Source organism: Chitinophaga sp. 30R24 (assembly GCF_049056765.1).
Classification (GTDB): Bacteria; Bacteroidota; Bacteroidia; order Chitinophagales; family Chitinophagaceae; genus Chitinophaga.
Window position 1 is genome coordinate 103113 of the sequence record NZ_JBJGXX010000004.1, and the last position, 14307, is coordinate 117419.

The 14307-nt window shown below is 44.8% G+C and carries 12 protein-coding genes; 11 read left to right on the plus strand and 1 reads right to left on the minus strand.

Going from position 1 to position 14307, the window contains the following annotated elements:
* The first annotated feature begins 16 nt into the window (after positions 1-16).
* From ACDQ55_RS12425 to ACDQ55_RS12435, 3 genes are all read left to right on the plus strand, one after another.
* Complete coding sequence (locus ACDQ55_RS12425; protein ID WP_420981719.1) at positions 17-1231, plus strand: alginate lyase family protein; 1215 nt, start codon at positions 17-19, stop codon at positions 1229-1231.
* 109 nt (positions 1232-1340) lie between these two features.
* Positions 1341-1748 carry a c-type cytochrome gene (locus tag ACDQ55_RS12430; protein ID WP_420981720.1) on the plus strand — a complete coding sequence of 136 codons (408 nt, stop codon included), beginning with the start codon at positions 1341-1343 and terminating at the stop codon, positions 1746-1748.
* A gap of 258 nt (positions 1749-2006) precedes the next feature.
* Positions 2007-3251 (plus strand): DEAD/DEAH box helicase, encoded by a 1245-nt coding sequence (locus ACDQ55_RS12435; RefSeq protein WP_420981721.1) that lies wholly within the window; start codon positions 2007-2009, stop codon positions 3249-3251.
* A 212-nt stretch (positions 3252-3463) separates the two neighbouring features.
* Here the strand turns inward: ACDQ55_RS12435 and ACDQ55_RS12440 are convergent, their stop codons facing one another.
* On the minus strand, positions 3464-4804 hold the full coding sequence (locus ACDQ55_RS12440) for a DUF2252 domain-containing protein (RefSeq protein WP_420981722.1): 1341 nt from the start codon (positions 4802-4804) through the stop codon (positions 3464-3466).
* 118 nt (positions 4805-4922) lie between these two features.
* Between ACDQ55_RS12440 and ACDQ55_RS12445 the strand changes: the two genes are divergently transcribed.
* From ACDQ55_RS12445 to ACDQ55_RS12480, 8 genes are all read left to right on the plus strand, one after another.
* Complete coding sequence (locus ACDQ55_RS12445) at positions 4923-5528, plus strand: TetR/AcrR family transcriptional regulator (protein WP_420981723.1); 606 nt, start codon at positions 4923-4925, stop codon at positions 5526-5528.
* 77 nt (positions 5529-5605) lie between these two features.
* The gene (locus ACDQ55_RS12450) at positions 5606-6790 is read left to right on the plus strand and encodes an FAD-dependent oxidoreductase (protein WP_420981724.1); all 1185 of its coding nucleotides are present in this window, start codon (positions 5606-5608) and stop codon (positions 6788-6790) included.
* Between the two features lie 155 nt (positions 6791-6945).
* Complete coding sequence (locus tag ACDQ55_RS12455; protein ID WP_420981725.1) at positions 6946-7851, plus strand: DUF1266 domain-containing protein; 906 nt, start codon at positions 6946-6948, stop codon at positions 7849-7851.
* Between the two features lie 559 nt (positions 7852-8410).
* On the plus strand, positions 8411-9574 hold the full coding sequence (locus ACDQ55_RS12460) for a sensor histidine kinase (protein ID WP_420981726.1): 1164 nt from the start codon (positions 8411-8413) through the stop codon (positions 9572-9574).
* Between the two features lie 9 nt (positions 9575-9583).
* Positions 9584-10336 carry a LytR/AlgR family response regulator transcription factor gene (locus ACDQ55_RS12465; protein ID WP_420981727.1) on the plus strand — a complete coding sequence of 251 codons (753 nt, stop codon included), beginning with the start codon at positions 9584-9586 and terminating at the stop codon, positions 10334-10336.
* A gap of 129 nt (positions 10337-10465) precedes the next feature.
* Complete coding sequence (locus ACDQ55_RS12470) at positions 10466-10648, plus strand: hypothetical protein (protein WP_420981728.1); 183 nt, start codon at positions 10466-10468, stop codon at positions 10646-10648.
* A 50-nt stretch (positions 10649-10698) separates the two neighbouring features.
* On the plus strand, positions 10699-11076 hold the full coding sequence (locus ACDQ55_RS12475; protein WP_420981729.1) for a response regulator: 378 nt from the start codon (positions 10699-10701) through the stop codon (positions 11074-11076).
* Between the two features lie 82 nt (positions 11077-11158).
* Positions 11159-14293: a lantibiotic dehydratase gene (locus ACDQ55_RS12480; RefSeq protein WP_420981730.1), complete on the plus strand. Its 3135-nt coding sequence runs from the start codon at positions 11159-11161 to the stop codon at positions 14291-14293.
* Positions 14294-14307 lie beyond the last annotated feature (14 nt).

Consider the following 14307-nt stretch of genomic DNA (forward strand, 5'->3'; position numbering starts at 1 on the left):
ATAAAAAATATAACAGATGAATATGTTCACACGTACACTAGCCACTTTTATTTTATGGATCGTATACGGATCTTTACCAGGGAAGGCACAACAGGCAGCGCCGCCAACCTATTTGCTGAAGTCTGCTGTACTGGCGCAAAGTAAGGCTGCTATCAACCGGCATGATACAGCGAAAGAGCGCGCCCTTTCAGAACTGGTAGCAATAGCCAACCGTACGCTGGAGCATGGGCTTTACGCTGTTACTTATAAAAGCAAGACGCCTCCTAGTGGTGATAAACATAATTACATGAGCGTTGCCCCATATTGGTGGCCCGATTCTACTAAAGCCAATGGATTGCCTTATATCCGCCGCGATGGCGTTACTAACCCGGAACGCTATGCGGTGAAAGACGATGAATATTATAATTCCTTGTGCAGGGATGTAAACATACTAGGACTGGCATGGTATTTCACCGGCAATGTAAGATATGCGAACAAGGCTGCCGGTTTACTTCGTACCTGGTTTTTAGATACTGTTACCTATATGGCGCCCCACCTGAATTATGGGCAGGCCATACCGGGGATTACGGAGGGGAGGGGCATTGGCATCATCGATACGCATATGGTTACTGCGTTGATAGATGGTGTACAACTACTGAAAAATTCACCTTCCCTTTCTGCAGCTGATTATAAAGGCATCCAGGACTGGTACCGCCAATTTCTCAATTGGATGCGTAATAGTCCTATTGGAAAAGAGGAAGCTGAGGAGAAAAATAACCACGGCACCTGGTACGATGTACAAGCAGTAGCCATTGCCTTATTCACTGAACAACCTGCGTTGGCCAAAGAAATTCTTACAACGCAAACGAACCAACGTATTAACAGCCAGTTGGAAACAGATGGGCAACAACCGCATGAGCTCGCGCGCACTTTGTCCTGGAATTATTCTTGCTTTAATCTCGAAGCTTTTTTTGAACTGGCTATGCTGGGAGAGAATGTAAGCGTAGACTTATGGCATTACGTAAGTCTGGATAAGAAAAGCCTGCGTAACGCTTTTGCCTGGATGCTGCCATTTGCTGCCGGCAACAGCACCTGGCAATACCAGCAGATAAAGGATATGCATACAAACGGGTACGAAAGTCTGGCTATGGCCGCAGAAAAATATTATCCAGACCTGGGTTTTTCGGCACTCTGGAAAAAACATCCCAGGCACCCCGGTTATTATTTTCAGCTCACCGGATGGGGTGATTGATTTGTTGCTTATAGGTAGGGTGGATGAAGAAATGTACAAAAAAGTAATATGATTTTTGTACATTTCCTCATCTGAAGGAAGCATTATTAGATTTATTAAACTCATGGTCATGAAAATCAGGAAAAGTTTCGTGGTAGCAGCAGCATTGTTGGCTGCTGGCACTTTATGTTCACTCGCATTGCCTCAGGAGCCGGAGAAGGCGCATAACCTGAAAGTATTGCCGAAAAATATCAGCCACGAAGAGCTGATAAGCGTGATGCGCGGTTTTAATACTGCGTTGGGCGTAAAATGTAATTTCTGTCATGAGCCCCGTAAAGACGATGCAAAGAAACTAGACTTCGCCAGCGATGCAAATCCACACAAAGATGTGGCAAGGGATATGTTGAAGATGACCAGCCGTATCAACAAGAAGTTCTTCAAGGGTAGCCAAACGATGGAAGTTACCTGTTACACTTGCCACCATGGCAATGAAGAACCGAAAACCAAACCGGATGTAGCGCCGGAAGCTGCAAAATAAATGCTTTAAGCCGCTGCAAAGCGGCTTTTTTATTATAATTTTAGAAACCTGCCTTATTTTATATATTATTTTTTTATGTAACGGTATGCTGACGGGAAAAACAGTATCTTTGTTTTTGTCTGTTGAGTTAAAGGCATAAAGCACAGAATTATTCATTCTCTCCAGTCCGGAAATCTTTTCTTTACTGCTCTCCTCAATTGTGATGACGCTATAGATGAAGCAGCGTTATTTTATATTTATTACATCAGAAATATCAACATGTTATTTGACGAATTAGGGCTGATTGAGCCCATTTTAAAGGCAATTAAAACCGAAGGGTATACCACGCCTACCCCCATACAGATGCAATCTATTCCTATTGTGTTGCAGGGAAAAGACTTGTTGGGTTGTGCCCAGACAGGTACAGGTAAAACGGCAGCGTTTGCTATTCCGATTTTGCAATTATTGCACAATAATATGCCGGTAAAACCCGGTTACAAACATATCCGTACCCTGATCCTGACGCCAACTAGGGAACTAGCTGTGCAGATCGATGAAAGCTTTGCTGCTTACGGCAGGCATACCGGATTGAAGCATGATGTGATTTTTGGTGGAGTACCCCAGCACCGGCAAACTATTGCGTTGCGTAACGGGACTGATATCCTGATCGCTACGCCAGGCAGGCTGCTGGATCTCATGAACCAAGGGTACGTATACCTGAACCATCTCGAAATGTTTGTACTTGATGAAGCCGACCGTATGCTGGACATGGGCTTTATTAATGATATCCGTAAGGTGATCAAGGAACTGCCACAGCAGCGTCAAACGTTGTTCTTTTCTGCGACCATGCCGCCAAGTATCGCACAATTGGCCAATTCATTACTATATAAACCGGAAAAAGTAACCATTACGCCTGTATCTACTACAGCAGAACGGGTAGAGCAATCTGTTTACTTTGTAAAAAAGAAAGACAAGCAGTCTCTCCTGGATCATATCTTGAAAGATAAGCGGATAGAACGTACCATTGTTTTCACACAAACCAAGCACGGAGCAGACAGGATTGCCAAGAACCTGCGTAAACGCAATATCGATGCAGATGCGCTGCATGGCGACAAGTCGCAGGCTTCCCGGCAAACTACCTTGAGTAACTTTAAAAATGGCCGTTTGCGTGTGCTGGTGGCTACTGATATTGCTGCCAGGGGGATAGATGTAGACTCGCTGGAACATGTGATCAACTACGATCTGCCTAATGTATCTGAAACTTATGTGCATCGTATAGGTAGAACCGGTAGGGCCGGCGCTGCAGGGTATGCCCTATCTTTTTGTGATACCGAAGAAAGACCGTACCTGAACAGTATCAATAAACTGACCCGTCAGACTATTCCGTCTGTAAGTCATCCCTTTGAAGAAGCCGCATTGATTGAAGCCAATAATGCTAACCCGGATCTGCCTAAAGCTCCGCCGAGAAGGCCTAAATTTAAGAATCGTAAAGGGAAGGTAGATAAGCGGGACAAAACGTTTTAAGAAAGAAATGATATAGTTTCTTTTGTTAATTATTGCTCTTTAAGAAATACCGGAGAGCTTCTGAAAAACTGTAATTCCGACATCTGCCAGAAAAGAAATAAAAGCGTTTTCAATAGCTGTCAGGAAAGTTCCAAAGGTACTTTGGGATGAGAACAGGTATCATTACAGTAAAAGGAAATCTCCGGAAACCTTATGGGCATCTATGTATTATCTCACTCTTTGCTCATGGGCAGTTTCCCCATTTTAATCGCTTTCATAAATTCCCCATAATCTTTTTCGGTTTGGTTAGCATAGGCAACAGCGAATCGGCCGAAAGCTTCGTCTATAATTCCCGCTTTGCCCATATAGCTGCTGATAAGAGCGGCCGGCCCCGTTTTGGCATGCGCCCTGGCCAGCACGTGTCCGCATAGGCCGGCGTATACGGTCAGTAGTTCTTTATCGAAATGTTCTACATCGGGGGCTATTTTGCGGTCCCGTAGCTGGCGTAAGTAGAAATACCTTTTATCCAGGCCAGTGCTCCATCCGAGAAAAATATCGCTGGCAGCTTGCACGAGCCGTTGTCCTTGCACAATGCGTTCGCCATTATGCTGATATTTACTCTTGCCGGTATAGGCCTCCAGCACGCTGGCCCTGGCTTCTTTTACCTGCAGGAAAAGCGGTTCCTCTTTTTTGTTCATCAACAGGGCTACCAGGCAGCGGGTGCCCACACTGCCTACGCCTACTACTTTCTGGGCTATATCTGTAATTTCATATTGACTGAATAGGAAACGGCGGTCTTCCTGCAGGGTGTTTTTGTAGAGGTCGAGGAAGGATAGTACCATACTTTTTTGTTGCTCCAGGTCGATGGGGTGGTAGATGAGCGGGTGTTGGTCTGCGATTTCGAAGCTACCTAATGCGCTTTGGGTAATTTTATAAAAGACCTTCTGCTGGGTGTTTTTTTCTGCTTTCTCTATAGCGGTGCGCAGCATCGTCTTTACTTTTTCACTATGTGCTTTGTTGAGCAGATCATGCAATTCAAACTTCATGTACCATAGGTCGAGGGTGTTCATCTGCGCATATTCTATGATGCCGTTGCGATAGGCCGCTGCCACGTCGATGGCTATTTGGTGGGCATCGGCTTCTTTCATGTTATGATGTCTGGCAGCTAATACGAAGCTGGTGGCCAGTCTTTTAACATCCCATTCCCAGGGAGCAGGCAACGTTTCGTCGAAGTCGTTGGCATCAAAGATGAGATTGCGTTCGGGAGTGGCGAAGCCGCCAAAATTCATAAGGTGGCAATCTCCCATGGCTTGTACCTTTAGTTGGGTATGGGGCAGTAATGAGAGGTCGTAAGCCATCAGGTCGGCCATGCCCCGGTAAAAGGCGAATGGTGAAGCACTCATCCGGCTCATCCGGATCGGTATCAGGTGCTTTACCCGGTCGTGGTTGGAGGCGTTGATAGTAGCCAGCACAGTGGGGCGGTCATGAGATGATTTAAATATTCCCTGAGAACTGCGGGAAACCTTGTTGCGGAGCGTTTTACCGCTATCGGGGGGAGTAGGAGTATTTGCCATTATTCCAGATATTAATATTCAAACGTAATGGATACATCCCTTGTTTGCCAGCGCAGCAATTTTCCTGTTTAGGTTATTTTCCAAAATACCCTATCTTTACATACCAAATGGTCGGTTTATGAATGATTCAAGAGAACATATTCTGTTAACCTCATTGACGCTTTTTTTGCAGAAGGGGTTTAAAGAGGTGACAATGAAAGAAATTGTGGATAAAACAGGGATGTCCAAAGGGGCCTTTTATCATTATTTCAGTAGTAAGGAGCAGGTATTTGCCGAAGTGATCAATCATTTTTTCCTGAACATGATGATCATTGATTACGGTCTGTTTTCACAGGCTTCTCTGAAACAGTTTTATACAGATATCCTGGAGAAGCTTGAGAAAAGCCGGCTGGCGTCTGCTAAACTGCTGGCTTCCCATAGTAATAATAATATTAGCAATAATTACTACTACCTGATTTTTGATGCCATGCGGTTGTTGCCGGATTTCAAAGCACAACATACCAGGCAGCAAAAAGAAGAGCTGGCGGCCTGGAAACGGGTGGTGCTTGCTGCGCGGAAAAGTGGGGAAATACAAACATCAATGACAGACGAGCAGGTAGCTAAATTGTTTATATTCCTGAGTGATGGCGCCAATCTGAACCTGATTATAAATGATGAGATGAACCGTAAGAAACAAGAGTTAAAAGCACTCTGGGACGGATTGTACCAGGCTATCCAAACATAATAGGCTTATAGAAGTAGTTATTCCGTACTTTTTTTATCTAATTAAAAACCGGATGGTCGGTTTAAATAAACAATAAAATGGAAGGCAATTTTTCAGCTGAATTGATTCAGGATAAACAGATCGCCATTGTAGGCGGAGGGCCCGGGGGCTTATCACTGGCCAGGATGTTACAGATCCGCGGAGGACAGGTAACGGTTTATGAAAGGGATGCTTCCAGGATGGCCCGTGTACAGGGCAGTAGCCTGGACCTGCATGCAGACTCGGGGCAATTGCTGATACAGGCAGCTGGCCTGATGGAAGCCTTTGCCAAAGTGGCCAGGCCAGAAGGAGAGCAGCACCGGATTTATGATAAGCACGGCTGCCTGGTACTGGATATCCCGGCGTACCAGGTAGCATCATCCAGGCCAGAGATTGACAGGGGCGTATTGCGCGACCTACTGCTGGACGCCCTGAAGCCTGGCACGGTGCAGTGGAACAAACGTTTTGTTGCTTTGGAAGCAACAGCAGCCGGCGGTTACCTGCTTACTTTTGAAGATGGCAGTCGGGCGCAGGTGGATATTGTGATTGCGGCAGATGGCGCCAACTCCCGGATCAGGCCATATATTACTGATATCAGGCCGCATTACTCCGGTACTACCCTAATACAGGGAGAGGTGGAAAAACCCGCTATAAGCTGCCCGGAAGTGCATGAAATGGTGCACCAGGGCAATATGATTGTGTTGGGAGATGAGAAGGGCTTGATGCTGCAACAAAAAGGCGACGGGACGTTAATATTTTATGCCACGGCCAAACACCCGGAACATTGGGTAAGGACTGTGGGTATCGACTTTGCTGTAAAGGCAAAGGCAGTGGATTTCCTAACGCAATTTTATGCTGGTTGGAACCCGGCGTTCTTCACTTTGTTCAACGCCTCTTCCCATTTTGTGCCCCGTCCTATGTACGGCACACCGGTACACCAACAATGGGATACCCAACCTGCTTTAACGATGATAGGTGATGCCGCCCATGTAATGCCGCCATTTGCAGGTGTGGGCGTAAACATGGCCATGCTGGATGCGCTGGAACTGGCTAACTGTTTAACCGATCCCGCATTTACAGACGTTACCGCAGCAATACATGCCTATGAAATAGCTATGCTGGCCCGCTCAGCTGCAGCACAGGAGCGCACTAAAACATCAGAAGATATCTTTCATGCTCCTACTGCGATAGCAGATCTGCTAAAAAAACTTGGTTGTAAGGCAGCTGCCGGAGGGCGTTTCTAAAGCGTGTTTAATACCTTCAGGCTTTCAGCAATTATTTGCCGGATCTGTTATATTATTTATATTTGGTATACAATTGATTAGAAACTTCCTTGTCATTTTATTCGTATATACATAGAAGTTGTATTTTAACCGACACCTTAATCGTACCAATCCTTATGGACCAGCAGCACTACTACGAGCAGTACTGGCAACATTTGCGTAACCTGGGTCTTCCGGAAGAAATGATTGACCGGTACCGGCAGCAGATAGCGCAATCCCGCCATTCATCTAACCATTGGGCCACCCAGGTAGGTTTGTTGGCTGGCAACCTGAAACAATTTAACCAGTTAATGTCTGGCGACGATGCAGACCTGAACGATGTAGAAGAAGCTCCTTTGCAGGTGATTATTCATCCGGCGCCAGCTATTGAGCCGGCATTGCAATGGGCTGTTGCCTGCGGTGCGGATGTAGCCTTTGTAAACCATTATTACCTGAACGACCTGAGCACTGGATTAAGCCAGGAAGCCAGCCGCTCACAGCTATCGGACTGGTGGGACATCCATGATGCGGCCGCCTTGAAGGAAATGTTGCATTGGTTGCAAGAGAATGGCCACCGCATAGAGTATGATATTATTTGGCAGGCTATTAACCTGGTATCTATAAAAGAAAGTAAAGCTTTTTTAAGGGAATATATTATTACCAACGAGCTGGAAGAAGCGATGATAATGGAGCGGTTGCGTAATACCCGTGCGGTGAAGGAGCTGTTCCATAAAAGAAAGCTGGCTGGTGAAAACGAGGCGCCGGATATGTTAATCTGGGATATGGCCCGTATGATTAATCTGAGCCGTATTGGCTATGATGCCGGTTATTTGAGCCGGGAGCAGGCTGTTGCTAATTTATTGTGGGGAGTGCCTTTGCTGAAAAGAACCTATACCTCATGGAAACATCTTTCCCTTTCCTATCAGTTTGCCCGCTGTATATGGAATGGCGTAGAGTTGGGAAGCGTTGAAACTTTATTGGGTAATATGGACTATCTGCTGATGGCAGCAGACAGTCCATGGACCAGGTTGTCTTTTTACTAGGGAAAAATGGCGCCCACCAAAAAGAGATAGACGAGGGGGCCTATCTCTTTTGAGCTGTAGGGGTTTTCATAGAATTTCCATAGAATAGAATAGTATAACGAGATGGGCGTAATTGCCCATTGTAAGTTTTTTTTGGAGTAACGGAGGGATGAAATATTCACTTTATCTGACCAGATCGGTATAATATTTTAATTGCCTGATAGTGACAATGGTAACAACAATGGATGAATGCCTGTTTATCGTAGTGTTTATTACACAACTTCATCCTTGTTTTGTAGCATCCGTGGTAATTGTTTCTTCCATGGATGTACCCCAAAAGTCTAAATAAACTCCCAACCTATTAAACTTATTAGATGAATTGACTCATAAACGCGATGAAATTACTGTTGTAGCCAACATAACAAATTGCCATTTTTATAATTCATTCATAATGTGTTAGTTATGTTCTGGACTTAATTTTATAATATCCAATTTTCGTTTAATAAAAGAAATTTGGGATTGGTAAGGGATTTTTACATTACTTGCTACCTGCTAATACTAAAATTTATATTCCGTTACGATGCTAGCTTTTTTTAAAAGTAAGACTGATACAGAGGGCACTGATATCAGCAGGAAACTAATGGAATGGTTTTCCTTCTTTTTATCAGACAGGTATTATGGAACCAGGATCAGGATATGGTCGCATATACTGATGTGGTTATGTTTAGCTTTATTGTACCTGCTCATGATGCGTTCCAGTTTTACAGTATCCACAGGCGCCAGTCTGGTTTTTGTGATTAGGAATATTCTGGGAGCGATGTTCTTTTTTTATTCTGTCTTTTATTTTACCATACCGAGGATTTTATTGAAAGGCCGTTTCTTATTGGCATTGATTTGTTTTTATATACCTTTTGTGTTTTGGTCTGTACTGAATTATCTGAGTTCTCTATATGCAGTGGCTTATATGCATATCAAAGATCCGGCTTTACAAGGTATATTGGATAGGGTAGTAGAAGGTGGTTGGCCGGATACTTTGTCTTTTGAGCATTTTTGGAAGATTTTTATTCCAGTGATTATGACCATCGCCCCGCCTATGTCGTTGAAACTGATTCTGGATATTATACGCGCTTCTACCCGTACCTTACGGTTAGAAAGGGATAACCTGAATCTTGAAGTAGATTTTCTGCGTTCGCAGTTGAATCCTCATTTTCTGTTTAACACGCTCAATAACATTTATTCCCTTTCAGTACGTAATGATGCTATGGCGTCAGACTTGATCATGCACTTATCGGAAATGATGCGCTATACGCTCTATGACTCCAATACAGAAAAGGTGCCTTTGTATATGGAAGCGGAGTTTTTGAAGAACTATGTGGAACTGGAAAGTGTGCGGTATGGGAAAAATGCCAGCATCCGTTTCGATTGTGATACCGATCAGATGGGTCAGCAATTAATTGCGCCGTTGCTAATGTTCCCGTTTATGGAAAATGCTTTTAAATATTCCCATAGTACTACTTCCAATAATTGCTGGATACGTGGTGAAATGGAAGTAAACGGCGACCAATTACGGTTCGAGATGGCTAATAGCAAGGGCGAAATGCCGGCAGAGAAAAAAGTGCCTGGCGGTATCGGTCTGAGCAATACAAGAAAAAGATTGATTTTATTGTATCCTCACCGGCATACCTTAGTTATTGAAAATAATCCCGAATATTACAAAGTTGTCTTGACATTAACGTTGAACTAAAAGTAAATTATGGAGCAAATTATTACCTGTCTGGTTGTTGACGATGAGCCTTTTGCAAGAGACCTAATGGAAAATTATATTGGCCGGGTACCTTTTCTTCAGCCAATAGCTTTTTGTGAAAGCGCTTTTGATGCCATCAATGAATTGCAGCGGCAGCCAGTAGACCTGTTATTCTCGGATATACAAATGCCTAATATCAATGGGATAGAAATGATTCGCTCCCTGAGCAATCCACCTTTCATTATTTTTACTACTGCTTCCAGGGATCATGCTATTGCTGGCTTTGAATTGGATGCAGTGGATTACCTCGTAAAACCTATTTCTTTCGAGCGCTTCCTGAAAGCAGTGAATAAAGCCCGCAACCATATTAGCCAGAAGTGGCAACAAGCTGCCAGTACAGATGCCGTTAAACCCAAAGTAGCCACTACCAATCACCTTTTTGTAAAAGACAATAACAAGCTGACTAAAATACTCTTCGAGGATATTTATTATGTGGAGGGTATGAAAGATTACATTAAAATTATTTGCAAAGATAAAAATATCATCACTTATATGCGCATGAAAACGATTGAGGATGTGTTGCCACCCGATCAGTTTATGCGGATACATAAATCCTATATCGTACGGTTGCAGGCGATTAAATCTATTATGGGCAACACTGTAGAACTGATCAACAGTCATTCCGTGATCATCTCCAAAACCTCCCGGCAAGAACTCAAACGTTTGCTTGGCATAGCTAACTATAATGAGGATGAAGAGTAACTGGTAAGCGTGTATTGTATCCAGTTGGTCGAAAGAAAGTGTAGTTATGTCTAATAAAATGTGAGATATACGTCCAATGGGCGAGCTTCGACATTGTTATCAATTGTCTTTGACTTTAAATCTTTTTTTATGTCTGACAAGAACATGTCTGTGAACAGCCGTCCCTCCTTATTATTAGAAAAGGAAATCATTGCTAAAGCTGAAGTATCTGCTGTTGAAAATATGAAATCCGGCAGACCGGCGGCAGGTTTGGTACACTCCAGCGTACCCACCACTCCTACCACATTTGGAACTATTGTTATCACCTTTTAACTTTTAATTTTTCTGTTACTATTCCTAATGATTAACCCCTTTGTTATACAATGCAGCAATATAGATGTGCAATAGTAGATGATGAGCCGCTGGCATTAGATATACTGGAAAGTTATATCCAAAGGACCTCCTACCTAAAGCTGGTGAAAAAGTCTTCAGAACTTCATACTATTGAAGAGCTGATCACTGAAAGGCAAGTAGATGTCGTATTTCTGGATGTAAACTTACGGGGTAATACGAGAGACATTATAACGCAGCTCCTGCAAAAGGACTGCGTTTTTATTCTTGTAACAGCTTACTCAAGTAAAGAAGTAAAACATCTTTGCCGGAAACAAAACCAGGGCTACCTGGGCAAACCGGCGAGTTATAAAAAGTTTGTCGATGAAATGGAGAGAATGATCCCTGGTGTGAAATTAGCAACTACCTGAGCGTATAAAACCTTTACCTTTACTCAGGCATACTCACCCACTCTATGCAGCGATCTGGCAAAGAGTGTATGTTTGTTCATTTATGTCTTTGTTAAGTACCTACGGTTTCTACCTGCTCAGAACACCGTTATTGTCATGTGAAGAGGTGTGGCAACTACACTGCAACACCCGGTCTGGCGAGACCTCTTTTATACAGGCGATTCGAGACAAGTATACCCGGCCGCTTTTGCAGGAAGCTATTTTTTTGGCCAGCCCTGTACTTTACGATGAAATGATGAAATGGCTGGAACAACCAGCCGATGAGCGCCTTAAACTACCGATGGCTTTATACCGGTATTTACTCAGGATGAGTACCCGCTGTACTCCCTATGGCCTATTTGCAGGCTGTAGCAACGGGCGTATATACTCATCGGCTACCACGCTGTTGCCCCCTGCGGAAAACAGCCGTCGTAAGCTTGCCCGGTTGGATATAGAGTATCTATCGGCTTTAACAGAGGATCTCTTACAACATCCGGATATCCGGCAACAAGTGTTGTTCTTTCCTAACAACAGTATATATCCTTCTGGCACTTCTTGCCGTTATTACGAATACCGGGAACAAAACAAGGAACGGCATTATTTCCTGAGCGCCTTCTCGCAGCAGGCTTATCTAATGGAGCTGTTGCAGGCTGCCGCTCAGGGCGCCCGGATCAGTGAGCTCATCACCCATCTTTGTATACAAGGCTTTCCGGAAGTCGAAGCCACTGCATTTATCGATTCCTTGATAGAAAATCAATTGTTGGTAGCCGGCTGGGCGCCCGCCATCACTGGTGCAGACATGTTAACCACCCTGATCTCACAACTACAGGCCTGCCCCCCGGCCATGGATTATGTAGCGCCACTCCGTGAAGTACAGCGACTATTGGCAGCCAACACGGGGGTACAGTGTTACCAGGATATTAAAAAGATCTTAACCACTCATTTTCCCCGGATCACGGTAAAAGATCCGGTGCAGGTAGACCTTTTTTTTGAACCGGCTACTGCCGATTTATCTGAGCAGGTAACTGGCATATTAACAGCCGGCATGGCAAAGCTAGCCGTATTAGGCGAGAAGGGAACACCTATAGATCTGCAAACATTTAAAGAGCAGTTCCTTCAACGCTATGAGTTGCGGGAAATACCACTGATGACAGCGCTCGACAGTGATACCGGTATCGGTTATGGAGTAGTGGCCGGCGCTGCAGCCAGCTATACACCATTGATAGACGACCTGGTAATGCCTGCCATGAAAAAGGATACGGCTACTAACTGGAACGTGCAAACGCAATTTATGCTGCAAAGGTTCCTGACTGCACAGCAGCAACAGGCGATGGAAATACGGCTCACGGAAGCAGACCTGGATGAATTAGCTGCTGCAGGCGATGCGCCGGTTTTGCCACCTTATCTCTCCCTGATGGGATCGCTCATAGCCAGCGATGCAGCAGCAGCAGATAAAGGGGATTTCCGGTTTGTATTGAAGTCCTGTTCTGGCCCCAACGCCCTGGCCCTGCTGGGTCGTTTTGCAGCGGGCAATGCAACCCTGGCCGCCTCCCTGAAAAGTTTTGCGCAAATGGAACAAGCCATGGCAAAAGACCGCATCATCGCGGAAATAGTGCATTTGCCGGAGGGAAGGGTGGGGAATGTGTTACTACGGCCATCCATATACGATTATGAAATACCTTTTCTGGGCAAGAGTAGTGTAGCGGAAGCTTTTCAATTGCAGTTAAGCGATCTGTTGGTGTCTGTACGCAATAACCAGGTAGTGCTGCGGTCGGCCCGCCTGGGCAAAGAAATATTGCCGCGTCTTACCAGTGCACACAACTTTAGCCATGGCCTGGCCGTATACCGTTTTCTATGCGACCTGCAGCAACAGCAGGCCATCGCTATCCACTGGAATTGGAACTTTTTGCCGGAGCAACCCTTTCTGCCCAGGGTAGTATATCAACAAATAATACTGGAACGGGCAAGGTGGCATATTTCCTCCACATCTTTCCTGGAGTTGCTGCAGGAACTTCCGCCAGCCGCTGCATTACAGCGTCTCCGGGAACAACATCGTATACCCGTACAAGTGCTGATGGCAGAAGGGGATAATGAGCTGCCCTTGGATCTCGACCATCCATTAGCGGCCTCCCTGCTAACAGATAAATTAAAGAAAGGCGCTGTTGTATTATATGAACAGTTATATAACAACACTACTGGTTTATTAGCCAATGAGCACGGTGTTTTCTGCAATGAAATGATTTTGCCGCTATATAATACCAGCTACCAGCCGCCTGCAGAAACTGCCTTTTTCCCACAGACGGTGGATGTGCAACGCAGTTTTCCGCCAGGAAGCGAATGGGTATATGTTAAAATTTACGGCGGCCCTAAGTGGTTAGACAAATTGTTGGTAAAAGAAATAGCTCCCTTGGTATCGCAATGGCAGGCTAATGGAATAACGGACCATTGGTTCTTTATCCGTTATCAAGACCCGGCGCCCCACCTGCGGGTGCGTTTTCATTTACCCGATCCCCAACAAGGCCATATCTTGTTGCAGCAATTGAAAAGTGCATTGCAATCTTACCAGGATAATGATATTATACAGCAGTTGCAATTGGATACCTATATCCGGGAATTAGAGCGATATGGTGCATTAGCTATGGAGTTGAGTGAAACATTTTTTTACCAGGATAGCCAGGCAGCCGTTGCCTTGCTGGCGGCAACAGGTGGTGTTGAAACGCCGGAACGTTGGTTGCTGGCCCTGAAAGGGGCCGACGAGCTCCTGAACGGCGCCGGTTATACGTTATCCAGGAAACTGGAGCTGGTACGTCACTTACAACAGGAGTTTTTTAAAGAGCATAGAGGGGATGCAGATCTCCAATGGCAATTGAATAATAAATACCGGCAGCAGGCAAAAGTGGTGGCAGCCTGGCTGGATTATAACGTGCATGAACATACGCCAGATAATGCGGAAGTGCCTGCGTTGCTGAGGTCCACAACAGGCGTTTTTAGTGCTCGTACAGCTGCTATCCGGGATATATTTCATCAGTTAACGATGATACAGCCATTGATGGTTACGGAGCTGCCTGCACATTACCTGCATATGTTCCTGAACAGGATGTTTACAGCCAATGCACGTTTACATGAATTGGTGGTATATCATTACCTGATGAAATATTATGTTTCCCAGAAAGCTCGGAATAAGGAAGGGGAACTATAAGGGCTACCGTTCAT

What these genes read in the sequence shown, in the direction of transcription:
- ACDQ55_RS12425 (WP_420981719.1), top strand. Translation starts at nt 17, where the DNA reads ATGAATATGTTCACACGTACACTAGCCACTTTTATTTTATGGATCGTA.
- ACDQ55_RS12430 (WP_420981720.1), top strand. Translation starts at nt 1,341, where the DNA reads ATGAAAATCAGGAAAAGTTTCGTGGTAGCAGCAGCATTGTTGGCTGCT.
- ACDQ55_RS12435 (WP_420981721.1), top strand. Translation starts at nt 2,007, where the DNA reads ATGTTATTTGACGAATTAGGGCTGATTGAGCCCATTTTAAAGGCAATT.
- ACDQ55_RS12440 (WP_420981722.1), bottom strand. Translation starts at nt 4,804, where the DNA reads ATGGCAAATACTCCTACTCCCCCCGATAGCGGTAAAACGCTCCGCAAC.
- ACDQ55_RS12445 (WP_420981723.1), top strand. Translation starts at nt 4,923, where the DNA reads ATGAATGATTCAAGAGAACATATTCTGTTAACCTCATTGACGCTTTTT.
- ACDQ55_RS12450 (WP_420981724.1), top strand. Translation starts at nt 5,606, where the DNA reads ATGGAAGGCAATTTTTCAGCTGAATTGATTCAGGATAAACAGATCGCC.
- ACDQ55_RS12455 (WP_420981725.1), top strand. Translation starts at nt 6,946, where the DNA reads ATGGACCAGCAGCACTACTACGAGCAGTACTGGCAACATTTGCGTAAC.
- ACDQ55_RS12460 (WP_420981726.1), top strand. Translation starts at nt 8,411, where the DNA reads ATGCTAGCTTTTTTTAAAAGTAAGACTGATACAGAGGGCACTGATATC.
- ACDQ55_RS12465 (WP_420981727.1), top strand. Translation starts at nt 9,584, where the DNA reads ATGGAGCAAATTATTACCTGTCTGGTTGTTGACGATGAGCCTTTTGCA.
- ACDQ55_RS12470 (WP_420981728.1), top strand. Translation starts at nt 10,466, where the DNA reads ATGTCTGACAAGAACATGTCTGTGAACAGCCGTCCCTCCTTATTATTA.
- ACDQ55_RS12475 (WP_420981729.1), top strand. Translation starts at nt 10,699, where the DNA reads ATGCAGCAATATAGATGTGCAATAGTAGATGATGAGCCGCTGGCATTA.
- ACDQ55_RS12480 (WP_420981730.1), top strand. Translation starts at nt 11,159, where the DNA reads ATGTCTTTGTTAAGTACCTACGGTTTCTACCTGCTCAGAACACCGTTA.